We start from the raw sequence: 24869 nt of genomic DNA, 5'->3' as shown, positions 1-24869 counted from the left end.
CATGAAAGAAAAATGCATTATTTTTGATATGGACGGTACGTTGATCGATTCGAGTGCCGCTATGACGCAAAGCGTCAATTTTGTAAGAGATAGCATCGGACTTGCGCCTATCGGGAAAAAAGAGTTAGAGTATCATATTAACCAGCCCGATCAACATCTTCCGATGATTTTTTACGGTACCGACGAATACGATCCAAACCATCGTGCATTGTTTAAAGAACATTATATGCAAAGCTCGATTACCAGCGTTCTTTATCCGGGCGTCAAAGAGATGTTGCATGAACTAAACGCTAAAGCGCATTTGTGCATTGCAACCAACGCAAGCGATTTTTTTGCGCGCCGTATGCTAGAAGCCTTACATGTAGCCGAATATTTTAGCGCAATCGTCGGCGGTAATAACGTCTTGGAGCCTAAACCGAGTCCTTTAATGGTGCAGTATTTAATGCGTGAAGTCGACGCAAAACCGAACGATACGCTTTTAATCGGCGACAGCGTAAAAGACGAAGGTGCCGCTAAAAATGCCGGAATCGACTTTATTTTCGCGGAGTGGGGCTACGGAACCGCCCAAGAAGCTTCGCTTCGCGCCCGAAACGTGCCGGAACTTTTACGCTTGTTAAAGACGTTTATTTAAAAAGTTCCAAAGGCAATTCGAGCGTTCGTTTAATCACGTTAACCGGACTTTTAATCGTGTCCATGAGAAGATGCGTTTCTACTTTCGGGTCGTCTATCGAGCCTTTTACGTTGACTCTGGTGGCAATCTTACCGTCTTCGCCTAAAATAATGCCGCCGACGATCGGTATTTTATCCAAGGCGGAGCTAAACGTTTTTAAGGTTTTGATTTGAAGGTTTAGATCAAGCGTACCGGCCGTAAAATCAACCGTTCCTTCTCCGGTAATATCGGTGTTGTTTCCTCGTAATTGCAGCTCTTTTATGAGCATCTTCTCGCCTTCTTGCGAAAATTCGATGTATCCGTTTTCGACGAAATACCCCTCTTTATTAAAGCTCGGATCGTTAAAAACGAGCAGAGAAGGGACGGCATTAATCGTTGCCATCAGGTTATTGAAAAATTTTAAATCTTTAATCAAAGTTTTGTGCATGATAAACGTGCCTTGCATGTGTTTATCGTCTTTGCCTTCAATATCGAGCGAAAAATTGCCTTCTTTAAAATAGTTTTTTTTGAAAAGCCGATTGGTCATATTATCATCCATCGCAGTCGCGTTGATCGTTAAGCGATCGCGTTTTTTATCGTAATTGAAAAGCGATTTTCCTAAAGACGAGCGTAATTGGGTTTGATCGAGAAAGAGAATGAGCGTGTACCTATCGCTTAGAAGAAACGCGCTTCGGTTTTGATCGAGAAACGAAGCATTTTCTCCCGAAATCGTCGTTTTTATCGGCATTTGCGACGTCGAATTGCCCTCGGGAACGGAAAGGTTGATATCTTTTAAGCGTATCGCGAGCTCTTTGTCGTAGTGAACGGAGAGTTTGCGATCTTTCGTATAGGCATCGATGACTTTGCCGTCGGTTGAAAATGCGATATCGAAGCGACTGCGTGTTTGGTTGTTCTCGATTAAGACGGAATCGACGTTGTCCAAAAGAATATCGGCACGAAATTTTTGAAAATCGTCGGTTTGAAGTTTCAAGTTTCCTTGCGAAAGATTGTGTTCTTGCATCAAAGGCGAAAGCGGACGTATGAGCGAAAGATCGCTCATTTCAAAAAGGTTGGTCGCTTTACCGAAACGCATCACGGTTTGAAGCGAAGGTAAACTTAAGGTCGTTGCATTGTCGTCGATGCGAAACGAACCGTTTAGGTCGCGTATCTCTTTCGCATTAAGAAGGGTATTTCCATTAAAATCTATCAAAAGTGAATGAATATCGACTTTTCCGTCGTATACGCCCGTTTTCGTATCCAAGCGTCCCGTCGTATCGATATCGAAAAGATTTTTATACCGAAGGTTGGTTTGATTGAGTTTTACGTTAAAATTATCGAGTTCAACGCTACCCGAACGCGTCGACATAGGAAGTCCGCTGAGCTCAAACGTACTAGGGGAAAGTTTAAAGAGTCCCGTTGCATTGAGATCGTACGGTAAAAAACGAATATCCAGCTTGATCGACGCCTCGGTCGTTCCCGATGTTTGTACCAAAGGTACGTCGATTTTGAAAGTATGTAAAATTTTATGTATAGAAGCGTCTAAGCGTGCTTTGGTCGCTAGATCAACGACGATTCCCGTGCCTTTCGTGAGCAAATTGTAGATATGAATATCGGCTTTTGAAAGCGATTTGGCTTCGTAAATCGGATTGCGAAGCGCAAAAAACAAGGTGTCTTTATCAAGTCGAATGCCTATTTCATCAGCATGTGCCGGCGTAACATGTGAGGCAAACGTAATATTGGTATCGCTAACGATCGCTTCGCCTTTCATTTCTAAAGGAAAATACTCTTGCGTTTTTAAATCGAATTTCCCCTCTAAATGCGTCAAACGATACTCTTTAGCAACGATATTTTCATGAATCCATGCTTTCACGATCGGTTCGAGTTCGACTTGCGTGACCAAAAAATTCATCAAATTGCTTAGCGATCGATGCGTAAAAGGTTCGCTTTGAAGTTGATACGAAAGCAGGTCTTTTTCAAGTCCGATCTTAGCTTCGCCTTGAATGCCGAAAGTCTCGAAATGTCCCTCAAACGTTGACTCGGAACGGGAAAGATCGGCAAAAAAGATACCGTTGACATGTAAGGCGAAATCTTTTAAAAAAGCCTCTTCCAAAAAAATCGTTAAGCGATGTTTATCCAACGCTTCCATACGCGCTTTAACGTTTAAATGCTTGCTCTCCAAACTGAAAAGGGCCTTATCGTATAAAAGCGAAAACGTTTCGTTGTCGTAAACAATCGTCTGAATATCGATATGGCTAAAAAACTGATTGAGGTACGGAAAATTTTCAAGAATCAACGCACTCTCTTCCAAAGAGGTATCCGCCGACGTTGATTTATCGATCGTCAACGTTTGAATGTTCACAATCAATTTTTTATCTAGTTTCATATATAATTGATCGATTTTTACGTTCGGTAGACGTAAACTCTCAAGGAAAAGACCATGCATCAGCGTGGCGATAAAAGCAACGAAAAAGAGAACGATGAATAAAAAAAGAATCCAAATTTTTTTAATGGTATGCGACGTCGCGTTAATAATCATATATGCACTTTTGTTTCACTTATCAAGACCTATGAGTTCTACGTCGGTAGCATTTGTCCCGCAGGGCTCGATTGGGCAAATTATAACATATATGGTTGATAAAAACTTTGATTTGCACGCACGCGTCGATAAATACCTTTTGTATCTGATCGGCAAGCCGCAAGCCGGTTGGGTCAGTATCCAAGAGAGCGTTTTAACGCGCGGTGATTTTCTGTATAAACTCAGCCATTCCAAAGCCCCTTTGAAAATTATTACGTACATTCCGGGGGAAACGAAAGAGTTCTTATTGGCGCAATTGGCATTGGAGTTTAACCTCTCGTACGAAACGTTACAACAAGAATATGCCAAAGCCACGCCTTATGCGGACGGTTTTATCGTTCCGGAGACCTATTACATTCCTGTCGGTATCAAAGAAGCACAGTTGATCCACTTTTTGTTTGCACATGCCAAACGTTACCATAAAGACGTTTTTGAGAAAATCTTCGGCGAATTTAACGAGCAAAAATGGCTCAAATTTATTATCATCGCGTCGATCATCCAAAAAGAAGCCGCCAACAACGAAGAGATGCCTTTCGTCTCGTCCGTCATCTACAATCGATTGAAAAAAGATATGAAGCTCCAAATGGACGGATCGCTCAACTACGGACAATTCTCGCATACGAAAATCACGCCGCAACGTATTCGAGAAGATACGTCGCCTTACAATACTTACATGTACAAAGGTTTGCCGCCTCAGCCGATTTGTAGCGTCAGCAAAGAAGCGATTTTTGCCGCTATTTTTCCAAAACAGACGAATTATCTCTATTTTGTCAAAAATAAAAACGGAACGCATACCTTTTCCCAAAATTATGAGACGCATTTGGAAAATATAAAAAAAGAGTAGAGTTTTTGCAAAACGCATTTTGCAAAAAATAAAAGCACCAAGGGTTGTGTGGGCACTCCGCCGAGGAGAACTCAGCGTTAGCGTAGTCTTGAAAGCTTTGCTTTTAAGACGTATTTAGAGTTTTTGTAAAACTCTAGTGATATAAATTTAATTAATAACGTGATAGCATTAGCGAAAATTAGTTTTAAAGGGGTACCTAAATGGCTCACACTCAAAGCAAAATGATTTATACGATTGTGGATGAAGCACCGGCATTAGCGACGTATTCACTCCTTCCGATCGTGAAAGCCTTTGCCAAAACGGCAAATATCGACGTCGAAACCAGAGATATTTCGCTTGCGGGACGTATCTTGGCAAATTTTCCGGAAGGACTGGACGAAACGCAAAAGCGAAACGACGATTTGAGCTATTTAGGAGAACTTGCCGCCAAACCCGAAGCCAATATTATTAAGTTACCCAATATCAGCGCATCGCTTCCGCAACTGCTCAGTGCGATTAAAGAGCTTCAAGACAAAGGTTTTAAGATTCCTTCTTACCCCGAAAATCCGACCGACGAAAACGAAAAAGAGATCAAAGCGCGCTACGCTAAAGTCTTAGGCAGTGCGGTCAATCCCGTATTACGCGAGGGAAACTCCGATAGACGCGCTCCTTTATGCGTCAAAGAGTATGCACGCAAACATCCGCATCGTATGGGTGAATGGACCAAGGAGTCTCGCGCCGAAGTGGCTTATATGCATGAAGGAGATTTTTACGGTAACGAAAAATCCGTGATGATGCAAGAAGCGACGACCGTACGCATCGAATTGGTCGCATTAGACGGAAGCGTTAGCGTCTTAAAAGAGAGTTTGCCTCTGCAAAAAGACGAGATTTTCGACGCTACGTTTATGAGTGCCAAAAAACTCTCCGCTTTTTACGAAGCGCAAATGAACGATGCCAAAGCAAACAATCTTCTACTCTCTTTACATTTAAAAGCGACGATGATGAAAATCAGCGATCCTGTTATGTTCGGGTACGCTTTGCGTACGTTTTTTAAAGACGTTTTTGAAAAACATGCCGCTCTTTTTGACGAACTGGGCGTTAATCCTAACAACGGCTTGGGCGATTTGTACGTCAAATTAGCCTCTTTACCCGAAGCGCAAAAAGCCGCTATCGAAGCCGATATTCAAGCGTGCTATGACAAACGACCTGAAATTGCGATGGTGAACTCCGACAAAGGTATTACGAATCTTCACGTTCCCAGCGACGTCATTATCGACGCTTCGATGCCCGCATGCATCCGAGAATCGGGCAAAATGTGGGGCAAAGACGGAAAGCTCCATGAAACCAAAGCTTTAATTCCCGATCGTTGCTACGCACGCATTTATGAAGAGACGATCGCGTTTTGTAAACAAAACGGTGCGCTTGATCCGCGAACGATGGGATCGGTTCCCAATGTGGGCTTAATGGCACAAAAAGCCGAAGAATACGGCTCTCACGATAAAACCTTTGTGTGTCAAAACGAAGGCATCGTGCGTGTCGTAGATAACGTAAGCGGTCAAATCTACCTCGAACATTCGGTCGAAAAAGGCGATATTTACCGCGGTTGTCAAGCCAAAGACGCTCCGATTCGCGATTGGGTCAAACTGGCGATCAACCGTGCGCGATTAAGCCAAACACCGGCAATTTTTTGGCTTGACTCAGAGCGCGCTCATGATGCTTTAATGATTCAAAAAGTCGAAAAGTACCTTAAAGAGTACGATTTAACCGGACTCGATATTCACATTATGTCGCCCGAGCAAGCCATCCGTACCTCTTTGGAGCGTATCGTTAAAGGTCTAGACACGATTGCGGTAACGGGGAACGTGTTGCGCGATTATTTAACCGATTTATTTCCGATTTTAGAGGTGGGCACTTCGGCTAAGATGCTTTCCATCGTTCCGTTGATGAACGGCGGCGGTTTGTTTGAAACGGGTGCGGGAGGATCGGCTCCTAAGCACGTGCAGCAATTTGTCGAAGAAAACCACTTGCGTTGGGACTCTTTAGGCGAATTTATGGCACTCACGGCATCTTTGGAACATTTAAGCCATGTTACCGACAATCCCAAAGCGGCTCTTTTAGCACAAACGCTCGATGCGGCAACCGGAAAATTTTTAGATAACAACAAATCGCCTTCTTCCAAAGTAGGCGAGCTAGACAATCGCGGAAGCCATTTTTATTTGACCTTATATTGGGCAGAAGCATTGGCGGCACAAACGATTGACATGTCGCTTTCAAAAACATTTCAACCTTTGGCACAAACGCTTGCTCAAAATGAAGAACTCATCGTTCACGAGCTCAATGCGGTTCAAGGAAAAGCCGTGGATATGGGAGGCTATTATTTACCCGATTTTGACAAAACCAATGCCGCTATGCGTCCGAGTGCCACGTTGAATCGCGCACTTGAAACGCTTAATGCGTAAGACGTTTTCATTATTTACAACACTTTAGAAGGATAGCGTTTGTCACACAGTAAAAAAGTTTCCATTATCGGCACGGGAAATGTCGGTGCTACCGTTTGCTATTGGCTTGCGATGCGAAAATATTGTCGTGAAATCGTGATGATCGACCGCGACAACGATATGGCGCAAGGTAAAGCGATCGATATTTTACAAGCAACCAGTCCGGAAGGCAGTTACACGCAAATCTACAGTTCTGCCGAATACGACGCCATCGTCGGTAGCAATATCGTCGTCGTTACGGCGGGAAGTCCACGAAAACCGGGTATGAGTCGAGACGATCTTTTGATGATTAACGCCGCTATTACGCGTGAAATTATCGAAAAAGTACGCGAATACGCACCTCAAGCCGTCGTTATCATGGTTTCAAATCCTTTGGATGCCATGGTCTATACGGCACTCAAAGTCGGCGAATACCCGCGCAATCAAGTTCTCGGTATGGCAGGTATTTTGGACAGTTCCCGAATGGAAACGTTTATCTCCCAAAAACTCGGATTCGGTTACGGACAAGTTACCGCCAGCGTCATGGGAGGACACGGAGACGATATGGTTCCTCTTCCGCGTTACTCTTCGGTCAACGGTGTTGCGCTAACCGATCTTTTAACGGCAGAAGAGATTGACGAAATTATTACGCAAACACGTTACGGCGGCGCAGAAATCGTCGAATATATGGGAACGTCCGCATATTACGCTCCCGCAAACTCTACGGTTAAAATGATCGAAGCGATTTTAAACGATTCGCGTGCCATTTTTCCGTGTGCCGTTTTATTGGAGGGAGAATACGGATACAACGATACGGTGAACGGCGTGCCCGTCGTACTCGGTGCCAACGGTATGGAAAAAGTTCTCGAATTGCCGTTAAACGCCGATGAAAAAAGTCAATTCGCCAAAAGCGTTGCTTCCGTCGATAGCTTGATTCAAACGCTCCATAAGAGTAATTTTTTCACAAAAACCCTTTAGTCTACGGATAAGCTAAACTTAAATCTGTAGCAAAAAAAAGATATAGTTGATATTTTAATTGACTAAGGTGTTAGATTCACATTAGAGTCATACCCAAGAAACGAAAAAATGAAAGCAAAATGGAGGTTTTATGAATATTCACGAGTATCAAGCGAAAGAGATTTTTAAACGATACAATGTTCCTACTCCAAACGGACATGTTGCCTGTACGACAGACGAGGCGGTTGCTAACGCACAAAAATTAGGCGGCACGCTATGGGTCGTCAAAGCGCAAATCCATGCGGGCGGTCGAGGGTTGGGCGGTGGCGTTAAATTGGCACGCAGTCTTGAAGAGGTCAAAACGCTCGCAAACGAAATTTTGGGAATGACGCTCGTAACGCACCAAACGGGACCTGCGGGTAAAGTGGTTCATAAAGTGTACATCGAAGAAGGTGTGGATATCGCCGATGAACTTTATCTTGGAATCGTTCTTGATCGCGCTCGTGAAATGCCCGTGATTATGGCATCGCGTGAAGGCGGTATGGAAATTGAAAAAGTCGCCGCCGAATCTCCCGAAAAAATTATCAAAGTTGCCGTCGATCCGTTTATCGGATTCCAGCCGTTTCACGGACGCGAGCTTGCTTATGGACTCGGGTTGGAGAAAGAAGCCATAGCCTCTTTTAGTGCCTTTGCCGCATCACTGTATAAAGTCTACATGGAAAACGATGCCGAACTCATCGAAATCAATCCTCTGGTCAAAACCAAAAGCGGTACATTCGTTGCGTTGGACGGAAAAATGAGTTTTGACGACAATGCGCTGTTTCGCCATCCGGAAATCGAAGTGATGCGCGATTTAAGCGAAGAAAATCCTATTGAACGCGAAGCATCCGAATTTGGATTAAGCTACGTAAAGCTAGACGGTAACGTCGGGTGTATGGTTAACGGTGCCGGGCTTGCGATGGGAACGATGGATACGATTCATTACGTCGGCGGATTCCCCGCAAACTTTTTGGACGTCGGCGGCGGAGCCAATGCCTCAACCGTAGCTAAGGGATTTGAAATTATTCTCAAAGACCCCAACGTCAAATCGATTTTCGTCAATATTTTCGGCGGTATCGTACGTTGCGACCGTATTGCAAACGGTATTTTGGAAGCGACGAAACTCATTGACGTCCACGTTCCCGTGATTGTCCGTTTGGACGGCACCAATGCTAAAGAGGCCGCCGAAATTCTTAAAAATGCCCATATACCTAATATTATCAGTGCGACGGATCTTCTAGAAGGCGCGATGAAAGCCGTTGCCGCCGCTAAAGGAGAGATCGCATGAGTATTTTAATCGATAAAAACACGAAAGTTATCGTACAAGGTTTTACCGGGAAAGAGGGCAGTTTTCATGCGGAACAATGCCTTTCCTACGGTACGAAAATCGTCGGAGGCGTCACTCCGGGAAAAGGGGGAAGCGAGCATTTAGGCAAACCCGTTTTCAATACCGTCTCCGAAGCCGTTCGCGCTACTGGTGCAACGGTCAGCATGGTATTCGTACCGCCTGCCTTTGTCGCCGATGCCGTCATGGAAGCCGCCGACGCGGGTATCGAACTAGCCGTGATCATCACCGAAGGTTCTCCGGTTCGCGATATGCAACGCGTTAAGGCATATGCCGTCAAAAAAGGCATGAAGACGATCGGGCCTAACTGTCCCGGAATTATTACTGCGCAAGAGTGCAAAATCGGCATTATGCCCGGAGCCATTTTTAAAAAAGGCTGCGTCGGGTTGATCAGTAAATCCGGAACGTTAACCTATGAAGGAGCCAATCAAGTCTGTAACGAAGGGTACGGTATTACGACGGCGGTCGGCATCGGCGGCGATCCGATTATCGGACTTTCATACAAACAGTTATTGGCAATGTTTGAGTCCGATCCCGAAACAAAAGCGATCGTCTTAATCGGCGAAATCGGCGGAGATCTTGAAATTCAAGCCGCGGCTTTTATCCAAGAGCATATTTCCAAACCCGTCGTCGCTTTTATCGCCGGACAAAGCGCACCTAAAGGAAAACGTATGGGACATGCCGGCGCGATCGTGAGCGGAAGCTCCGGAACGGCGGCCGAAAAGATGGAAGCATTGGAGAAAGCAGGCGTACATGTCGTGAAATCTCCGGCGGAAATAGGCAAAAAGATAGCCGAAGTGTTGAAATGATAAAATTTTCGTCCATGAGGTACGGTCGTCTTATCGCAACCGTCTCCTCTTTTTTTTGAAACAAGCATTATGTTAAGTAAAGGAGAACGATAGGATGGGTTTAATCACTGCACCGAGCAATACGCCCGTATGGGTCAACGTCTCAAGGTGTAAAGCATGCGATATTTGTGTTAGTTTGTGTCCGGCCGGTGTTTTAGCGATGGTACAAGCACCCAATTCGACCTTAGGTTCAATGATAGAAGTCGTAGAACCCGAAGCCTGTATCGGATGTAGGGATTGCGAATTACATTGTCCCGATTTTGCGATTTACGTCGCCGATAAAAGCGAATTTAAATTTGCGAAGCTTTCGGAAACCGCAAAAGAGCGCGCCGAAGCGGTCAAAAAAAATAAATTTAGAAAACTTGGTGCATAAGGAAGCAAGATGGCAAGAGAAGTAATTTCAAGCGGAAATGCACTGGTAGCAAAAGCGGCGGTTGAATGCGGATGTAAATTTTTCGGAGGCTATCCTATTACGCCTTCAAGCGAAATTGCGGAAGATTTGAGCAAACTTTTACCCCGAGTCGGGGGTAAATTTATCCAAATGGAAGATGAAATCGGCGGTATTTGCGTCGCGTTAGGCGCTTCCATGAGCGGAACGAAAGCGATGACGGCATCTTCGGGACCTGGAATCTCCCTCAAAGCGGAGCAAATCGGTTATAGTTTTATCGCAGAGATCCCTTTGGTCATCGTCAACGTTATGCGCGGCGGCCCTTCAACGGGTCTTCCGACACGCGTTTCGCAAGCCGACATCGGGCAAGCAAAGTATCCTACACACGGCGATTACGCATCGATTGCTTTATGTCCGGGAAGTTTGGAAGAGGCCTATACCGAAACGATACGCGCGTTTAACATCGCCGAAAAGTATATGACGCCCGTCTTTGTGCTTTTGGACGAAACCTTAGGTCATATGCACGGTAAAGCGATTCTTCCCGATTTGGAGGACGTCGAAAAAAGCGTGATCAAACGCGCCGAATTTACGGGCGATCCTGCGGAATATAAACCCTATGCCGCCGCACCCGCCGAACCTGCCGTACTCAATCCTTTTTTTAAAGGTTACCGTTACCACGTTACGGGATTGCACCACGGAGACAAAGGGTTCCCGACCGAAGACGGCGAAATGTGTGAATACAATATCGAACGTTTAACCAATAAAATCAAAACCAAAGCCGACAATTTGGTACGATACGAAGAGTTTATGCTCGAAGACGCCGAAGTCTGTATTATCGCTTACGGTAGTATCAGCCGCGGTGCAAAAGAAGCGGTGATGAAACTTCGAAACGATGGCATCAAAGCGGGACTTTTTAGACCAATTACGCTCTGGCCGAGTCCGGTAGCAAAATTGCAAGAAATCGGTAAGCGTTTTTCAAAAATCATGGTAACCGAGCTCAATATGGGACAATACCTCGAAGAAATCGAGCGCGTTATGAAGCGAAACGACTTTGCGACCCTGCACAAAGCAAACGGTCGTCCGATCGCGCCTTTGGAGATGGTTGCAAAAGTGAAGGAGATGTTCTAATGGCGTTTAATTACGATAAATATTTACGGGTAGATAAAATGCCCACACTTTGGTGTTGGGGTTGCGGCGACGGTGTTATTTTAAAATCCGTCATTCGCGCTATCGATAAAATGGGTTGGAATATGGACGATGTGTGCGTCGTCTCCGGAATCGGCTGTAGCGGACGTTTTAGTTCGTATGTCGACTGCAATACCGTGCATACGACGCACGGTCGTGCTATCGCGTACGCAACAGGCATTAAACTTGCCAATCCCGAAAAACACGTTATCGTCGTTACGGGCGACGGCGACGGTTTGGCCATCGGCGGTAACCATACGATTCACGGCTGCCGAAGAAATATCGATTTGAACCATATTTTGATCAATAACTTTATTTACGGTTTAACCAACTCGCAAACAAGCCCGACGACACCGCAGGGTATGTGGACGTCGACGGCAAACTACGGTAACGTCGATCCGAGTTTTGATGCGGCAAAACTAGCAGATGCCGCCGGAGCAACTTTTGTTGCCCGAGAATCCGTACTCGATCCTCAAAAATTGGAAAAAATGTTCGTCGCCGGCTTTTCGCACAAAGGGTATTCGTTCTTCGACGTCTTTTCCAATTGCCATATTAACTTGGGGCGAAAAAACAAAATGGGCGAGGCCGTCTTAAATCTTGCATGGATCGAAAGCCGCATCGTCGGTAAAAACAAGTTTGATCTTCTCAGCGAAGAAGAGCGTGCAGGTAAATTTCCGACGGGCATTTTAAAGCAAGAAGAGGGCAAACTCGAATATTGCGAAGCGTACGATAAAGTCATTTACGCCGCTCAAAATAAAACAACCGTAGCGCTATAAGGAGCCTTGAATGAGAAGACAATTACGTTTTGTGGGCGTCGGCGGTCAAGGCGTTATTTTAGCGGGAGAGATTTTGGCGGTCGCGAAGATCAAAGAGGGCGGATACGGCGTTAAAGCGTCGACGTATACCTCTCAAGTGCGCGGAGGGCCTACGAAGGTCGATATTTTGTTGGATGAGAGTGAAATTTTATTTCCGTATGCCAACGAAGGCGAAATCGAATTCATGATTGCTACGGCGCAAGTTAGTTTCAATCAATTTAAAAACGGCGTTAAAGAGGGCGGGCTCATTGTCGTCGAACCCAACCTTGTTAAAACGAGCGAAGAAGATCGTCAAAAATGGAAAATCATCGAAATACCGTTGATTACGATAGCCAAAGAAGAGGTCGGAAACGTCATTACGCAGTCCGTCGTTGCCTTGGCGATTACCGTTGAAATGACGAAGGTGCTTCCTCACGATCTCGTCCGCGAAGTCATGCTTTCCAAAGTACCCGAAAAAGTGCATCCCGAAAATAAAAAAGCGTATGAACTCGGTATCAAATACGCCGACGAGGCATTAAAAAACCTTTAAACTCTTAAGCTCTTTAGAAAATTTTCTAAAGAGCTCTCTGCTTTTTGTAGGCGTTTTCATGCTTACATGTTAAGGTCTGCGCTTACAAAAACAACCAAACAAACAAAGCGATACCGACGCAAAGATTGAGATAACTGACACCGTCTTCAAAAAGTTTAATCAACAGTTCGTCCGTGTAACGCTCTATAAGGGAAGGATGCGTCATTAAACCGTTTTGGGCAAAATGAACAATATCCGATGCCCAAAAATAGGCGATAATTTCGGGAGCGATAAAAAAGAGAAACACACCGAATATTCCCCAAAAAGATTTTTCGGGTTTCATGTCCGATAGGACTTTTTTGGTTACGGGATGGCGGGCGATCTTTTGAAGTTTTTCTTTCACGAAAATACCTTTGGAAGGTTTTGAGACGTCGTGGAGCGGGTGACGGGAATCGAACCCGCTACTTTCAGCTTGGGAAGCTAACACTCTACCGATGAGTTACACCCGCGTTTTAGAGGTGACATTATAGCATAACCTTTTCCTTACATGTCAAAAAAATCATACGCATTCTCTTATTCGGACTTGAGTATAATGTCGCATCAGGAGAAAGATCATGAAACAAAGCGTCGATACCCAAAAAGCACTCAGACAACAACAAAACGAAATAGACGATTATACGATCTACAGTATACTCGCACGATCGGAAAAACACGAAGCCAACCGAGATATTTTTCGTAAAATCGCCAAAGAAGAGCAGGGGCATTATGCCTATCTTCGCTCTTTTACGCAAAAAGAGTTACGACCGCGCTCGTTTGTCGTGCTTTTTTACCTTTTACTTTCCAAAATTCTCGGTGTTTCGTTTACGCTTAAATTTCTGGAAAACCGCGAAGAGGGTGCTAAACAATTTTACAAAGAGCTCATCGAAATCGACCCTAAGGCTAACGATATTTACGAACAAGAGATGCATCATGAAATCGAATTGATCGATATGCTTCACGACAAAAAACTGCTCTATGCCGGTGCAATCGTGTTGGGAATGAACGATGCCCTCGTCGAACTCACGGGTACGCTGAGCGGTCTTGCCCTTGCCTTTGAAAAAAGTAGCGTCGTAGGCGTGACCGGCCTTATCATGGGTATTGCCGCTTCACTCTCGATGGCGGGATCGGCGTATTTGGAGTCGAAAGAGACGCCAAACGAAGACGTTAGTGCGATGACGTATTCGCTGTATACGGGCATTTCGTATATTATCACGACGGCATTGCTCGTGTTGCCGTTTTTTCTGTTCGATGCAATTTACATGTCGATATTTTGGATGTTTTGTGCGGCACTTGCGGCAATTTTTGCATATAACTTTTACATTAGCGTCGCCAAAGAGTTGGCATTTTGGAAACGCGTACGCGAAATGTCGTACATTACGTTCGGCGTCGCCTTAATCTCTTTTGGTATCGGCTACGTCGTCAAACATTACTTCGGGATCGAGATTTAAGGACTTTGCTTCGGGCGGAGCGTCGACGAATAAAACCTATGAAAAATCCGATACCGAGGATGACAACGGGAACGAAAAAGTACCAATGTGTTTTAGCGTAAGCGATAAGCGATAAAATCGTATCGCCGAAGTACCAGACGGGCACAATAATAATCGCGCTCCAGCAAAATGCGGAGATCCCGTTTAAAATCGCAAAATAACGCGGCGAATACCCCATTAGCCCGATACAAAGCGGTAAAATCGTACGAAGACCGTAGAGATAGCGTTGAATAAAGATGATAAATCCGCCGTATTCGCGTAGTAAAAGCTTCGCAAGGGCAAATTTGCGCTTTTGAGAACCGAATTTGCGAATGACGTACTCTTTTTTAAATCGCCCTAAATAAAAGTAGATTTGATCGCCGACAAACGCACCCAATCCCGCCGTTGTAATCGCCCAAACCAACGCCATATCGCCGGTATGCACAAAAAGTCCCGCCATCACCAGACCGCTTTCGCCTTCCAATATACTCCAAAAAAAGAGAATGATATAGCCGTATTGGCGCATTAAATCGAGTAGTTCCGCTTCCATGATCTTTTTCTTAAAATGTTTCGTGCATCTTACTCTTTTTCATCTAAAAGATGCTTTGCACCAAGCATGCGTTGCGGTATGTCGTGTTGGTTATAAATGCGGAAGCACTTTTGTTTCAAAAACACTCCAACCGCACAAAAGCCATAAGCGAGCCTTTTGGTTAAAAAGTTGACTCTCCAACGAAGCGACTTTGGCTTCGACGGCGGCACGTGAGGCGATCGCACGGGAGAGTTCGTCCGCGCTGATGAGTTGGTTGTCGAAACGTCCTTGCGAAAGGGCGGTGTAGGTATCGCTTGCACGAAGCTCTTCTTTGGCACTTTGCAGTTTGGCTTCAAGCGTATGAAACTCCAAAAAACCGTTTTGAATTTCTGTTTGAATCTCGCTTTTATACGCTGCGAGCTCAAAAGAAGCGGACATTTGCGTCGCACGTGCCGCTTCAAGCGTTTGGCGGTCGCTCATACCGTTAAAAAGATTCCACGAAATACTCATTCCCGCATAGCTTTTATCGGCATTCGTATACCCGTCGCCGTTTAATGCCAACGAATCGCCTTGATGTTTAATCGCACCGACAAGAGCGACGTTTGGATAGTATTTGCTTTGGGCAAGCTCGATGCTTTTATGCGCGACGTCGACGGATTTTTGCATCGCTTTCATATCTTCGCGCTCTTCCAGCGCAAACGTTAATGCTTCATTTTCGCTCGGAGCGTGCATCTCAAGCGACGTTTCGTCGTGTAACGTGACGATTTTCGTATTTAACAGTGTTCCCAGTTGATTGAGGTACTGTTCGCGTAGGTTTTGGCGATCAATAAGTTGCGCGTGAATATCGTATTTTTTCGCCTCTATCGCAAAAAGTTCGCTTTGGGCTAATAGTCCGTTCTCATAATAACCTTTGGCTTTTAAATAGGCTTTTTCGATGGCGTTTTCGGAACTTTTCAACGCTACGATCGCTTTGGTTTCGGCAATAACGGCACTGTAAAGAGCCGTGGTTTGTAAGGCAAGGTTGCGTTTAAGATTGAAACGTTTTAAAGAGGCTTGTTCGCTTTCCAATTTGGCTTTGTCGATCGTTGCGGAGATCGCAAATCCGCTAAAAAGAGGGTACGTTAACACCAGTGCGCCCTCAAGGTGTCTGCGCGTACCTACCGGTGCGGTAATGCCCGAAAACAGAGGCGGCATATTGAGCGTCATCGTCGGCGTATCGTTCCATTCGATCGCACTTAAGGTCGCATCGAGCGAGGGTAAATTTTTTCCTTTGGCGGCTTGATACAAGGCTTCGGAAGCATTTTCAAGTGCTTGCGCGCTTTGGTAACGGTAGCTAGACTCCAAAAGGCTCAGCAATTCGCCGTACGTCTGTGCAAAGAGCCATGCCGGTAGCATTGTCGAGAGAAACAACCATCGCATTATTACTCCTTTAAACGAGGGACGAATCGATAAAATGGTAGTCCTGCTTGGATTAATTTGCTCTTAATTAGGCAAAGTTATACCCTTTTCGTTATATAATTAAACGTGTGTCGAAAGAAGGAGTGCTTATGTTGGAAAAAATCAAACAGTATCGTTTAGGCGTTTTGATCGTTCTTTTGCTCCTCGGGGCTTCGGGATTCATTTTCATGAAACTTCGCACGCAAACACTCGCCCCCAACCTCGTCTTCGGATCGGGGCGTATGGACGGCGATTTAATCAATCTTAATGCCAAGTATGCCGGAAGAATCGAACGTATCGACATCGAAGAGGGACAAGCCGTGCATCGAGGCGACGTTATCGCCGTTTTGAAAAGCGATGAGTACGAAGCGCAAAAAAATCAAATCGAAGCACAAATCAATGCCAAAGAGACGGAACTGAAAGTTGCGGAAACGACGATAAGCGAAACATTGCGTCAGGCAAACGATACGATTCAAATTCGTAAACACCAGCACGAAGAGCTTGAAAAAAGCATTGCATCGCAAATACGCTCGCTTGAACAAGACAAACGCGATTTGGAACGGGTTCAAAACCTTTATGCACAAAACCTCATCGAAAAGCGTCAAATCGAAACTGCCGATTTAAAATACAAAACGGCTCACAATACCTTAGACGCGTTGTACCAAAAACGTGCGCAAACGTCTTTGGCGATTCAAGTCGCGACAAGTGAGCATACGAAAGCGAATGCCCAACAACAAACGCTTCAGGCGATGCGCCAAAGTATCGATGCGCTGAGGGCTTCCAAACGTCAAATCGACGCCGTCTTGAACGAAATGACGTTACGCTCTTCTATTGACGGCGTCGTGGTCGAAAAAATCGCCAACGTCGGCGAAGTCGTGGGTGCGGGAAGCGTGGTGGCGACCTTGTTGGACCCTCGCTCGTTGTACTTGAAGATTTTTGTCGATACCAAAGAAAACGGAAAGCTACATGTAGGAGATGAAGCGGTCATTTTTTTGGATGCGACTCCGGATAAACCGATAGCCTCAAACGTCGTTCGCATCGAGCAACGCGCGGAGTTTACGCCCAAAGAAGTCAGCGTACCGAGCGATCGAATTCAACGCGTTTTTGCTTTACATGTCAAGCCCAAAGAGCCTCAGCCGACGCTTAAAATGGGATTGCCCGCGGTCGGCGTCGTTTCCATGGACGCGCAAGGGCTTCCGGTTCACCTCAAAAACGTTCCCGAATAAAGAGCCCTTATGCGACTTGTTGTTCGTGACGTAAGCGTTTTTCATAAAAATCGTTTGGGCATTGCGCATGCGAATTTTGAAGCGAACGAGGGGGAAATTGTCGGTTTTATCGGTGCGGACGGCGCGGGGAAAAGCTCCTTGATTCACGCAATCGCCGGCGTCATTGCATGCAAGGGAGAAATCGTTTTCGACAACCATACCTACCGTTCGTGCAAAGAGGCCGAACCGCTTAAAGCGCGTATCGGCTTGATGCCCCAAGGTATCGGGCTTGTCTTGTACGACATGTTAACCGTGGACGAGCACCTACGTTTTTTTGCCGATATTCACGATCTCGTTCAAAATGAGGCTTTTGATACCTATAAAACACGCTTGCTTCAAATGGCGGGGTTGGAAAAATTTCAAGATCGCCAAGCGGGGAAACTCAGCGGCGGAATGATGCAAAAACTCTCTTTAATCTGCACGCTCTTACATCGCCCGAAACTGTTGCTCTTGGACGAGCCGACGACGGGTGTGGATCCTTTGAGCCGGATCGAATTATGGGAAATCCTTGAGGAGATACGCCGAAGTGAAGGCACGATTTGCTTGATCAGTACCGCGTACATGCAAGAAGCGGCGAAGATGGATAAAATCTTACTTTTCGACGAACAAAAAATCATTGCGCAAGGTACTTCCGAAGCCCTTTTACAAACGGTAGAATCTTTATGTTACGACCCAGGTACCCCCTGTGTTGAACCGTGCATCAAAACCTTACAAACCCTTTACACGCTTACCCCGCTCGCATCCAAGTCGACGCAAACGCCTACGCTTGAGGCACTTTTTTTCGTTAACGCCTTAAAAAACGACAAGACGATGCCGCCGATCGTTTTAAGCGACAAAGAAAAAAGCGATTTTGACGGCGACGTTTTAATGGACGCCAAAGGCTTAACCAAACGTTTCGGAACTTTCGTCGCCAACGATAACGTTGATATTACCCTAAAAAAAGGCGAGATTTTAGGACTGCTCGGAGCCAACGGTGCCGGAAAAACGACGTTTATTAAGATGCTTTTGGGACTCTATCCGATTGACGGAGGCGAATTGCGACTTTTAGGCAAAACGATTCAAACACCCCAAGATCGACAAGCACTTAAAGCTTCCATCGGCTACGTAAGTCAACATTTTGCCTTGTATAACGATATGAGCGTACAGGAAAATTTGCTCTATTTTGCTTCGATGCGCGGTTTGCCGAGTGAAACGGCCAAAGAGCGCATCAAACGTTATGCGCAAGAGCTCGGTTTTGAAAACTATCTCAACGCCTTGCCTCCGGAGCTTCCTTTGGGAATCAATCAGCGTTTTTCCTTAGCTTCAGCACTCTTACACGAACCGGTGATCTTGTTTTTGGACGAACCGACTTCGGGTGTCGATGCCATTGCTAGGGCGCAGTTTTGGGAACTTTTGAAGTGTTTGAAAGAAAAATGGAAAATCGCTATTTTGATTACGACGCACTATATGAGCGAAGCGGAATTTTGCGACCGCGTCGTTTTAATGCGCCAAGGAGCGAAAATCGCCGACGATACGATAGAAGGCTTTTACGCCAAGCATCCTCAAGCGCATACTTTTGAAGAGATATTTTTGGAGTATTTTCGATGAAACTCTCCGTCGTTAAGGCTTATGTTCTCAAAGAACTGAGCGAAATTGTACGAAGCCGATTGATTATTATGGTCTATTTGATGCCCACGATGGTGCTGGTGCTTTTCGGTTACGGGATTCGCATGGAAGTGACGGGAGCACGTACTTTGATTATCGATTACGACCAAAGCCATTATTCACGCTTATTGATCGAAAAATTTGCGCACTCAAAATATTTTACGGTTCAAAAAGAGCTTCGTTTGGAGAGCGAAGCACTTGATGCCATCCACCGAGCGCAAAGCGACGTGGTTATTATCATCCCCGAATCGTTCGAAAAACGTCTGCTTCACGGACAAAAAATCCAAATCGGCGTCTTCGTCGACACGGCATTTCCGATGCGAGGCTCGACGATCGAAAGTTACGTCAAAGGCGTCGTTCTCAATGCGGCGTCCGCTATCCAAGAGCGTATGCTCGATCGCGATGCACATACGATAGCCATTAACCAACGAACGCTTTTCAATCAAGCGATGCGTGACGAAGATGCGATCGTCCCGGGATTGATCGGTTTGGTTTTATTGATCGCTCCGGCGATTTTAGCGGCATTGCTCATCGTCAAAGAGAAAGAAAAAGGCACGATCTTTAACTTCTACGCTTCCGCTCTCTCCAAAGCGGAGTTTATCGCCGCCAAGCTAATTCCCGTTTTTTTCCTCCACTCGATCAATATCTTTATTCTCTTTTTATGGGCGACGTATTGGTTCGACGTACCGTTTCGAGGGAGTTTTTGGCTTTATTGGGTCGCTTCGGAGCTTTATTTGGTCATTAGTCTTTCCATCGGTATGCTCATCTCTATCGTGACGCGAACGCAAATCGTTGCGGTTGTTTTGACGGTGATCGTGACGATTATTCCGGGATTTTTATATTCGGGTATTTTGATGCCGATCTCTTCGATGGTCGGTTTTTCGCGCTATGAAGCACATATTTTTCCCGTAATGTATTACAACCACATTTTATACGACGTCTTTTTGGTCGGCGAAGGCTTGGCTTCGGCAAAAACGCAACTTTACCTCTTTATTTTGGCCTTTTACGGGCTTTTCTTAATGGGGCTAGGAAGCTTGATACTGAAAAAGGAGCTTCGATGAGGGTCTTTTGGACGGTCGTCGCACGCGAACTCGTGCGTTTCATTCGTTCGTGGCAGCTGGTACTCGTCGTTTTGTACGCTTTTACGATGGAAGTTTATATCGCAGGAAGCGGCATAGAACTGAAACCTCGCAACGTGGCGATCGGCTATGTCGACGAAAGCGGCGGCGGATTGAGCCAAAAGCTCTTACACTATTTCCACGAACCCGAATTTTTGCCTCCCGTGGCGTTTAGTTCCCAATCAGCACTTTCACAAGCCGTATTTGATAAAGAGATCATTTTAGGATTGATTTTCGACGAAGATTTTGAGCGGACGTTTCGTAAAAACAAACACGCGACGCTCAATGTTCTTTTAGACGCAACCGCCGCGTCTCAAGCGTATACGACGCTGAGTTACTTGAGCAACATCGTGCTTAATTTTTCCGATACCGCTTTTAGCGTCGAGCTCGTCACGCACAAACTTTTCAACGAAAACGCCGATAACGCAACGTTTATGGCATTAACGGAGCTTTTGTCGATTACGACAATGCTCTCGGTCATCTTAACGGCGGTCGTCTTTGTGAAAGAGAAAGAAGACGGTACGTGGGATATTATGCTCTTAATGCCCGTCGACGCAAAAAGCATTATTCTCGCCAAATCGTTTTCCCAAGTCATTATCGTGATGATCGGCATCGTGATTTCGGTCGGATTTGTCATTTTCGGAGCCTTTGACACGCCCATTCACGGCTCTTTTATCGCTTTTTTAGTGTTAGCGTTTTTCTATGCGTTTACGGGAGCGGGCATCGGGCTTTTTGTCGCGGCGGTCGCCAAAGACGTGATGCAAGTCGCACAACTCTCCGTTGTCATTATGCTTCCGCTTATCTTTTTAAGCGGAGCGTGGACGCCTATTTATGCGATGCATCCGTGGTTGCAAACGCTCTCTTTATTGTCTCCGCTTCGCTATTTCATCGAGGGAACAGAGAGTATTTTCTTTCGAGGAACGCCCGTTTTGGAATTGTACCCTTACTTTTTGGGCGTTTTTAGCGTCGGAAGTATTTTATACGTGATCGGTTTTCGAAAGATCGGGCACCTTTTTTAACGCAAAAAGTTTTTGATGCCCGTGAAAATCAGTTGTGCCGAAAGAGCGGCGAGAACGAGTCCGGTAACTTTGCTAAAGACGATCAATCCGGCACGACCGATCAAACGTTCAATATGCCCCGAGAGATAGAGCAAAACGCCGATACTGCCGATGGCACACAAAAGCGCGCTTGAGCCGAGTAACATGTCGTCAAAGCTCTCGATGTCCGCACCCATAACCATCAACGCACCCACCGTTCCGGGACCTACGGTAACGGGAATCGCCAAAGGAACGACCGCATGCTTTAAAATATCGGCTTTACATGTCGGTTCGGCGTTAATGTCTTTTTGCACGAGATCGACCGCCGTTAAAAATAAAAGTGCCCCCGCACCGATACGAAAAGCATCAAGGGTAATACCGAAAAGTTCAAAAATGTATTTACCGAAAAAAAGAATAATCAAACAACTCGTAGCAATCGCAAACGTTACTTTAATCGCAAGACGTCTTTTATCGCTTTCGTCGACGCCTTTGGTCATCGATAAAAAGATCGTCGTTACGAAAAACGGCGTCATAATAAAGAAAAATTTGACGTAAATCGCAAAAAAAGCCGAAAGATGAATCATAAAACCTCCTTAAAAAGCGTTGGCATTATAGCACTTTTTCAGCCGGGCTTTGGCAGAATGGAAGCATGAAAAAAGAGATCCTTTACTTACTCGAATATTTGGCAAAAAGTCCGAACGAAGACGAAAAAGCGTTGTACGCTCTTTTACTTCAAACCCTCTCTTCGCTGGAACTGTACACTCCTACGAAATTTACGCAAACGCAAATCCGTACGTTAATGTCGCATCAAGGGCTCCACGATGCTTTGGGATTCGAAGCGAGCGTTAAAGCCTTTGATGATGCGTTGGACGCTACGATTCCTACCGCGTTACGTGAAGCGAAACAAAACCTTTTCACGACGCTTTTGCATGCCAATTTTCCGAAAAAGAAAAGTTTTTTAGCGCTCTCTTTAGAATGCTTTCTTTCCCAACTAGAACCGGTCGAGAAAAGCATTTACGAGAATCTTCTTGCCTATGTTACGGCGCTCAATCGTGCTTTAGCGCTCTTTTTTGCCTTAGGAAAAGAAGCGTCTCCCTCGTTTACGCCGGAGCGGTTAGTCCTTTTCGGCGAAACCTTACATGTCAAACTTTTAGAGAGCATTTTTCACAAAGAAGAGCGAGTACACGTACATCAAGGATTAAAAGAGTTGCTCGGCGTCTACCTAAGCCTTTACGGCACATACCTTTACATGTCAAAAGGATAACCACCATGCATACGGAAGAAAAAGAGCTAAGTTGCGCCGAATGCGCGACGCTTAATTGCCATAAACACGAGAGTCGTTACCCCAAGTTTTGCTTGACGAGCAACGTCGAAACGTCGATGCTAGACGCCTCTTTGGCATGTTACCAAGAAGAGGGTATGGATCGCACCATCGCTTTAGCCGCGGCGGAAATCGAAGGGAAATACTACGGAACGCTGACGCGCGTGGAAGAGATACTGGCATTTGCGAGACGCATCGGAGCACGCAAAATAGGCATTGCTTCGTGTGTAGGCTTGGTCAATGAGTCTCAAATTTTCGCCGAAATCTTAAAAATCAACGGATTTGACGTTTTTATGGCGATCTGTAAAGTCGGCTCGCGCGATAAGATCGAAATCGGACTCCAAGAAGCGCAAAAAATCCGACCGAATACGTTTGAGCCGATGTGCAACCCCGTCTTGCAAGCCAAATACGTCAATAAAGCGAAAACCGATTTAAACGTCATTATGGGATTGTGCGTCGGACACGACTCTCTTTTTATCAAATACGCCAAAGCTCCGATCACGTATCTGGTCGTCAAAGACAGAGTCCTCGGTCACAACCCGATCGCCGCCTTGCATTTAACCAAAACCTATTATAAAAAACTTCTAACGCCGCGCGAACTTTAAGCAACGTTATAGCGATTCGATAGGGTCTTTAAACGTCTCTCGGATGTGTAAAAATTCGCTCAAGTGGTTGAAAAAAATATCAACGATTTTGGGATCGAAGTGTTCCCCTCATTCTTGATGAAAAAAGTTAAAGATAGCTTCGTCTTTCCACGCCGGTTTGTAGCATCGTTGGTTTCCCAAAGCGTCAAATACATCGGCAAATGCGGTAATACGGCTGTAAATATGAATATTGGCTCCTTTAAGTCCGCGCGGATACCCTTGTCCGTTAAATTTTTCATGGTGCTCGTAGGCGACGATTGCCGCCGTTTGGAGGAGGGGGCGATGCGAATGTTTTAACATGTCATAGCCAAGCTCCGTATGTTTTTTCATGATTTCAAACTCTTCGGGCGTGAGTTTGCCCGGTTTATTTAAGATGGCGTCCGGAATGGCGACTTTGCCTATATCGTGCATCGGACTTGCTTGTTTGAGCATCTCGGCATCGTGTTCGCAAAGCCCGTAATGCAAGGCAATCAACTTTGAGTATTCGGCAACGCGACGCACATGGTTTCCCGTCTCTTTGCTACGGCTTTCGCCGATCGAACCCATCGTAAAAATAACCTCTTTTTGTGTCTCTTCAATCTCTTGTTGCAAGGCTTCCACTTCGGCAAATTTACGCTGGAGCTCGTCGTATTCTTGCTTTTGACGCTTATCGGCTTTGGTCATAATTTTTTCATGACGTTGAATATCTTTAATCAATTTTTCCGTTGTTCTATCGAAATTGACGCGTAAGAGTTCCAATTCGACGATCAAAGGGTTTTTCATCACTTCATGTTCCATACTGCGCCTCTATTTTGCCATAAGATGAATCGTAAGATCGGTAAAATCTTCGATAAAATCTTCGCCCGCCTCTTTGGCACTATCGTTTTCGCGATCAAAAATCCAATTGACGGTGATATTGAAATTTTCTTTATTGGCATCTAAAATATCGAAAAAATCGAAGAAGAGTTTGGAGCTACTGGAATTAAAATAGGTAATTTCGACATTGACGGTCAACGAATGAGGAGCGTTTGGCTCGGTAAAATACGTTCGGAGCCAATGCAAAATCGGCATGTAAAACTCAAACGTATTTTCAGGGTAAGATTTGCCTTTAATGTTAATTTCCCCATAAGTCTCCAACGAAATTTCAGGAGTATATTGCGTGGCTTCAACTTTTAAATTCTTCATATCAATGCCTTCCCTTGTGTTTTAATGATAGCTTTCATGCGGAAATAATACCTTTTTTCACTAATTTGTTCAAACTCGTAGGAGAGTTTATCGCTTCGTTTGGCAATTTCGTAAAACCCGATACCCCCGCCTTTATGATGCGCTTCGCTACCGCTTTTTCGAAGCTCTCTGTAACGCTGTTTAATCGTCTCTTTATTCATCAAAACGAGTTCGGAAAGCTTGGGCAATATCCTCTCTTTATCTTCAAGTGTGATGATATTTTGACTTAAGACGTAATAGTGCTTTTGTTTGGGGCGTTTGCCTACAAGAATCAAGCCCTCGGACTTATGGGAGGAGGCTTGTTCGTTTTTGGATTTGGAGTAGTTCATCATATTTTGCGCCAATTCGATAAAAATCGTAAAAATATTCGTCGACTCGTTCATCCCCAAATCACTCTCTTTCGCCTCTTTTTCCAAAGCTTCCGTCATGCCGGCAATCAGCGTTTGCGATAAAAAACCGCCGTACGCTAAAAAGACGATGCCGTCTTTTTCGATTAATTTTTTAACGGTGTTGATGTCTATCATCGCAGACGCTCCTTTTTGCTTTTGATGAAGATC

25 protein-coding genes and 1 tRNA gene are annotated in these 24869 nt (G+C 45.2%); 17 read left to right on the top strand and 9 right to left on the bottom strand.

Annotated features, from left to right (window positions below):
• The first annotated feature begins 1 nt into the window (after position 1).
• Positions 2-631 (top strand): HAD family hydrolase, encoded by a 630-nt coding sequence (locus tag NL930_RS06020; protein ID WP_039674889.1) that lies wholly within the window; start codon positions 2-4, stop codon positions 629-631.
• On the opposite strand, the gene NL930_RS06015 is transcribed toward NL930_RS06020, so the two are convergent.
• Positions 624-3185 (bottom strand): AsmA-like C-terminal domain-containing protein, encoded by a 2562-nt coding sequence (locus tag NL930_RS06015; RefSeq protein WP_254375995.1) that lies wholly within the window; start codon positions 3183-3185, stop codon positions 624-626. The two genes, NL930_RS06020 and NL930_RS06015, sit on opposite strands and share 8 nt — an antisense overlap.
• Here NL930_RS06015 and mltG point away from each other — a divergent pair.
• From mltG to NL930_RS05970, 9 genes are all read left to right on the top strand, one after another.
• On the top strand, positions 3127-4068 hold the full coding sequence (mltG, locus tag NL930_RS06010; protein ID WP_256497176.1) for an endolytic transglycosylase MltG: 942 nt from the start codon (positions 3127-3129) through the stop codon (positions 4066-4068). The genes NL930_RS06015 and mltG overlap by 59 nt on opposite strands.
• Before the next feature lie 200 nt (positions 4069-4268).
• The gene (locus NL930_RS06005) at positions 4269-6506 is read left to right on the top strand and encodes an NADP-dependent isocitrate dehydrogenase (RefSeq protein WP_254375993.1); all 2238 of its coding nucleotides are present in this window, start codon (positions 4269-4271) and stop codon (positions 6504-6506) included.
• A gap of 39 nt (positions 6507-6545) precedes the next feature.
• Positions 6546-7502, top strand: a complete 957-nt coding sequence (mdh, locus tag NL930_RS06000; RefSeq protein WP_039674895.1) for a malate dehydrogenase — start codon at positions 6546-6548, stop codon at positions 7500-7502.
• A 130-nt stretch (positions 7503-7632) separates the two neighbouring features.
• Complete coding sequence (sucC, locus tag NL930_RS05995; RefSeq protein WP_039674897.1) at positions 7633-8808, top strand: ADP-forming succinate--CoA ligase subunit beta; 1176 nt, start codon at positions 7633-7635, stop codon at positions 8806-8808.
• Positions 8805-9674, top strand: a complete 870-nt coding sequence (gene sucD / locus NL930_RS05990) for a succinate--CoA ligase subunit alpha (RefSeq protein WP_039674899.1) — start codon at positions 8805-8807, stop codon at positions 9672-9674. Before sucC ends, sucD begins: the two co-directional genes overlap by 4 nt.
• 94 nt (positions 9675-9768) lie before the next feature.
• The gene (locus NL930_RS05985; protein WP_039674901.1) at positions 9769-10086 is read left to right on the top strand and encodes a 4Fe-4S dicluster domain-containing protein; all 318 of its coding nucleotides are present in this window, start codon (positions 9769-9771) and stop codon (positions 10084-10086) included.
• A gap of 9 nt (positions 10087-10095) precedes the next feature.
• Positions 10096-11229, top strand: a complete 1134-nt coding sequence (locus NL930_RS05980; RefSeq protein ID WP_254375992.1) for a 2-oxoglutarate synthase subunit alpha — start codon at positions 10096-10098, stop codon at positions 11227-11229.
• Positions 11229-12062 (top strand): 2-oxoglutarate ferredoxin oxidoreductase subunit beta, encoded by an 834-nt coding sequence (locus NL930_RS05975; protein ID WP_039674905.1) that lies wholly within the window; start codon positions 11229-11231, stop codon positions 12060-12062. Before NL930_RS05980 ends, NL930_RS05975 begins: the two co-directional genes overlap by 1 nt.
• 10 nt (positions 12063-12072) lie before the next feature.
• Positions 12073-12630, top strand: coding sequence for a 2-oxoacid:acceptor oxidoreductase family protein (locus tag NL930_RS05970; protein ID WP_039674907.1), 558 nt, complete (start codon positions 12073-12075; stop codon positions 12628-12630).
• A gap of 82 nt (positions 12631-12712) precedes the next feature.
• On the opposite strand, the gene NL930_RS05965 is transcribed toward NL930_RS05970, so the two are convergent.
• Together NL930_RS05965 and NL930_RS05960 are read right to left on the bottom strand one after the other, a co-directional pair.
• Positions 12713-13012: a hypothetical protein gene (locus NL930_RS05965; RefSeq protein WP_039674954.1), complete on the bottom strand. Its 300-nt coding sequence runs from the start codon at positions 13010-13012 to the stop codon at positions 12713-12715.
• A 31-nt stretch (positions 13013-13043) separates the two neighbouring features.
• A tRNA-Gly gene (locus NL930_RS05960) sits at positions 13044-13118 on the bottom strand.
• Positions 13119-13223: 105 nt separating this feature from the next.
• Here NL930_RS05960 and NL930_RS05955 point away from each other — a divergent pair.
• Positions 13224-14096 (top strand): VIT1/CCC1 family protein, encoded by an 873-nt coding sequence (locus NL930_RS05955; protein ID WP_254375991.1) that lies wholly within the window; start codon positions 13224-13226, stop codon positions 14094-14096.
• On the opposite strand, the gene NL930_RS05950 is transcribed toward NL930_RS05955, so the two are convergent.
• Both NL930_RS05950 and NL930_RS05945 read right to left on the bottom strand, forming a co-directional pair.
• Complete coding sequence (locus tag NL930_RS05950) at positions 14068-14664, bottom strand: DedA family protein (RefSeq protein WP_254375990.1); 597 nt, start codon at positions 14662-14664, stop codon at positions 14068-14070. The two genes, NL930_RS05955 and NL930_RS05950, sit on opposite strands and share 29 nt — an antisense overlap.
• Positions 14665-14754: 90 nt before the next feature.
• Positions 14755-16062, bottom strand: coding sequence for a TolC family protein (locus tag NL930_RS05945; protein ID WP_254375989.1), 1308 nt, complete (start codon positions 16060-16062; stop codon positions 14755-14757).
• A gap of 128 nt (positions 16063-16190) precedes the next feature.
• Here NL930_RS05945 and NL930_RS05940 point away from each other — a divergent pair, with 128 nt between their 5' ends.
• Genes NL930_RS05940 through NL930_RS05925 form a run of 4 tightly spaced genes read left to right on the top strand, consistent with a single transcriptional unit; the run spans position 16191 to position 21126 of the window.
• On the top strand, positions 16191-17306 hold the full coding sequence (locus NL930_RS05940) for an HlyD family secretion protein (RefSeq protein WP_254375988.1): 1116 nt from the start codon (positions 16191-16193) through the stop codon (positions 17304-17306).
• A 9-nt stretch (positions 17307-17315) separates the two neighbouring features.
• Positions 17316-18932: an ATP-binding cassette domain-containing protein gene (locus NL930_RS05935; RefSeq protein WP_254375987.1), complete on the top strand. Its 1617-nt coding sequence runs from the start codon at positions 17316-17318 to the stop codon at positions 18930-18932.
• Positions 18929-20050 carry an ABC transporter permease gene (locus tag NL930_RS05930; RefSeq protein ID WP_039674924.1) on the top strand — a complete coding sequence of 374 codons (1122 nt, stop codon included), beginning with the start codon at positions 18929-18931 and terminating at the stop codon, positions 20048-20050. Before NL930_RS05935 ends, NL930_RS05930 begins: the two co-directional genes overlap by 4 nt.
• Positions 20047-21126 (top strand): ABC transporter permease, encoded by a 1080-nt coding sequence (locus NL930_RS05925; protein WP_039674926.1) that lies wholly within the window; start codon positions 20047-20049, stop codon positions 21124-21126. Before NL930_RS05930 ends, NL930_RS05925 begins: the two co-directional genes overlap by 4 nt.
• On the opposite strand, the gene NL930_RS05920 is transcribed toward NL930_RS05925, so the two are convergent.
• Complete coding sequence (locus NL930_RS05920) at positions 21123-21728, bottom strand: MarC family protein (RefSeq protein ID WP_039674927.1); 606 nt, start codon at positions 21726-21728, stop codon at positions 21123-21125. The genes NL930_RS05925 and NL930_RS05920 overlap by 4 nt on opposite strands.
• 65 nt (positions 21729-21793) lie before the next feature.
• On the opposite strand from NL930_RS05920, the gene NL930_RS05915 reads away from it, so the two are divergent.
• Both NL930_RS05915 and NL930_RS05910 read left to right on the top strand, forming a co-directional pair.
• On the top strand, positions 21794-22408 hold the full coding sequence (locus NL930_RS05915; protein WP_254375986.1) for a hypothetical protein: 615 nt from the start codon (positions 21794-21796) through the stop codon (positions 22406-22408).
• A gap of 5 nt (positions 22409-22413) precedes the next feature.
• Complete coding sequence (locus NL930_RS05910) at positions 22414-23070, top strand: DUF1847 domain-containing protein (RefSeq protein ID WP_254375985.1); 657 nt, start codon at positions 22414-22416, stop codon at positions 23068-23070.
• A 108-nt stretch (positions 23071-23178) separates the two neighbouring features.
• Here NL930_RS05910 and NL930_RS05905 read toward each other — a convergent pair whose 3' ends face one another.
• Genes NL930_RS05905 through NL930_RS05895 form a run of 3 tightly spaced genes read right to left on the bottom strand, consistent with a single transcriptional unit; the run spans position 23179 to position 24836 of the window.
• Positions 23179-23886, bottom strand: coding sequence for an HD-GYP domain-containing protein (locus tag NL930_RS05905; RefSeq protein WP_254375984.1), 708 nt, complete (start codon positions 23884-23886; stop codon positions 23179-23181).
• A gap of 9 nt (positions 23887-23895) precedes the next feature.
• Entirely contained in the window at positions 23896-24273 is a 378-nt protein-coding gene (locus NL930_RS05900) for a DUF1987 domain-containing protein (RefSeq protein WP_039674935.1), read from the bottom strand.
• The gene (locus tag NL930_RS05895) at positions 24270-24836 is read right to left on the bottom strand and encodes a SiaB family protein kinase (protein ID WP_254375983.1); all 567 of its coding nucleotides are present in this window, start codon (positions 24834-24836) and stop codon (positions 24270-24272) included. Before NL930_RS05895 ends, NL930_RS05900 begins: the two co-directional genes overlap by 4 nt.
• Between the last annotated feature and the right edge of the window lie 33 nt (positions 24837-24869).

It is taken from the genome of Sulfurospirillum sp. hDNRA2 (genome assembly GCF_024206095.2).
In the GTDB taxonomy this organism is placed as follows: domain Bacteria; phylum Campylobacterota; class Campylobacteria; order Campylobacterales; family Sulfurospirillaceae; genus Sulfurospirillum.
Note: the sequence above shows the minus strand (reverse complement) of the source record. Positions and strands in the feature narration are given on the sequence as shown.

Coding starts and splice junctions, on each gene's coding strand:
- NL930_RS05925 (WP_039674926.1), top strand. CDS start 20,047: ATGAGGGTCTTTTGGACGGTCGTCGCACGCGAACTCGTGCGTTTCATT.
- NL930_RS05930 (WP_039674924.1), top strand. CDS start 18,929: ATGAAACTCTCCGTCGTTAAGGCTTATGTTCTCAAAGAACTGAGCGAA.
- NL930_RS05910 (WP_254375985.1), top strand. CDS start 22,414: ATGCATACGGAAGAAAAAGAGCTAAGTTGCGCCGAATGCGCGACGCTT.
- NL930_RS05980 (WP_254375992.1), top strand. CDS start 10,096: ATGGCAAGAGAAGTAATTTCAAGCGGAAATGCACTGGTAGCAAAAGCG.
- NL930_RS06005 (WP_254375993.1), top strand. CDS start 4,269: ATGGCTCACACTCAAAGCAAAATGATTTATACGATTGTGGATGAAGCA.
- NL930_RS05975 (WP_039674905.1), top strand. CDS start 11,229: ATGGCGTTTAATTACGATAAATATTTACGGGTAGATAAAATGCCCACA.
- NL930_RS06020 (WP_039674889.1), top strand. CDS start 2: ATGAAAGAAAAATGCATTATTTTTGATATGGACGGTACGTTGATCGAT.
- NL930_RS05920 (WP_039674927.1), bottom strand. CDS start 21,728: ATGATTCATCTTTCGGCTTTTTTTGCGATTTACGTCAAATTTTTCTTT.
- NL930_RS05945 (WP_254375989.1), bottom strand. CDS start 16,062: ATGCGATGGTTGTTTCTCTCGACAATGCTACCGGCATGGCTCTTTGCA.
- NL930_RS05940 (WP_254375988.1), top strand. CDS start 16,191: ATGTTGGAAAAAATCAAACAGTATCGTTTAGGCGTTTTGATCGTTCTT.
- NL930_RS05895 (WP_254375983.1), bottom strand. CDS start 24,836: ATGATAGACATCAACACCGTTAAAAAATTAATCGAAAAAGACGGCATC.
- mltG (WP_256497176.1), top strand. CDS start 3,127: ATGAATAAAAAAAGAATCCAAATTTTTTTAATGGTATGCGACGTCGCG.
- NL930_RS05950 (WP_254375990.1), bottom strand. CDS start 14,664: ATGGAAGCGGAACTACTCGATTTAATGCGCCAATACGGCTATATCATT.
- NL930_RS05905 (WP_254375984.1), bottom strand. CDS start 23,886: ATGGAACATGAAGTGATGAAAAACCCTTTGATCGTCGAATTGGAACTC.
- NL930_RS05935 (WP_254375987.1), top strand. CDS start 17,316: ATGCGACTTGTTGTTCGTGACGTAAGCGTTTTTCATAAAAATCGTTTG.
- NL930_RS05970 (WP_039674907.1), top strand. CDS start 12,073: ATGAGAAGACAATTACGTTTTGTGGGCGTCGGCGGTCAAGGCGTTATT.
- NL930_RS05900 (WP_039674935.1), bottom strand. CDS start 24,273: ATGAAGAATTTAAAAGTTGAAGCCACGCAATATACTCCTGAAATTTCG.
- NL930_RS06015 (WP_254375995.1), bottom strand. CDS start 3,185: ATGATTATTAACGCGACGTCGCATACCATTAAAAAAATTTGGATTCTT.
- NL930_RS05985 (WP_039674901.1), top strand. CDS start 9,769: ATGGGTTTAATCACTGCACCGAGCAATACGCCCGTATGGGTCAACGTC.
- NL930_RS05955 (WP_254375991.1), top strand. CDS start 13,224: ATGAAACAAAGCGTCGATACCCAAAAAGCACTCAGACAACAACAAAAC.
- sucD (WP_039674899.1), top strand. CDS start 8,805: ATGAGTATTTTAATCGATAAAAACACGAAAGTTATCGTACAAGGTTTT.
- NL930_RS05915 (WP_254375986.1), top strand. CDS start 21,794: ATGAAAAAAGAGATCCTTTACTTACTCGAATATTTGGCAAAAAGTCCG.
- sucC (WP_039674897.1), top strand. CDS start 7,633: ATGAATATTCACGAGTATCAAGCGAAAGAGATTTTTAAACGATACAAT.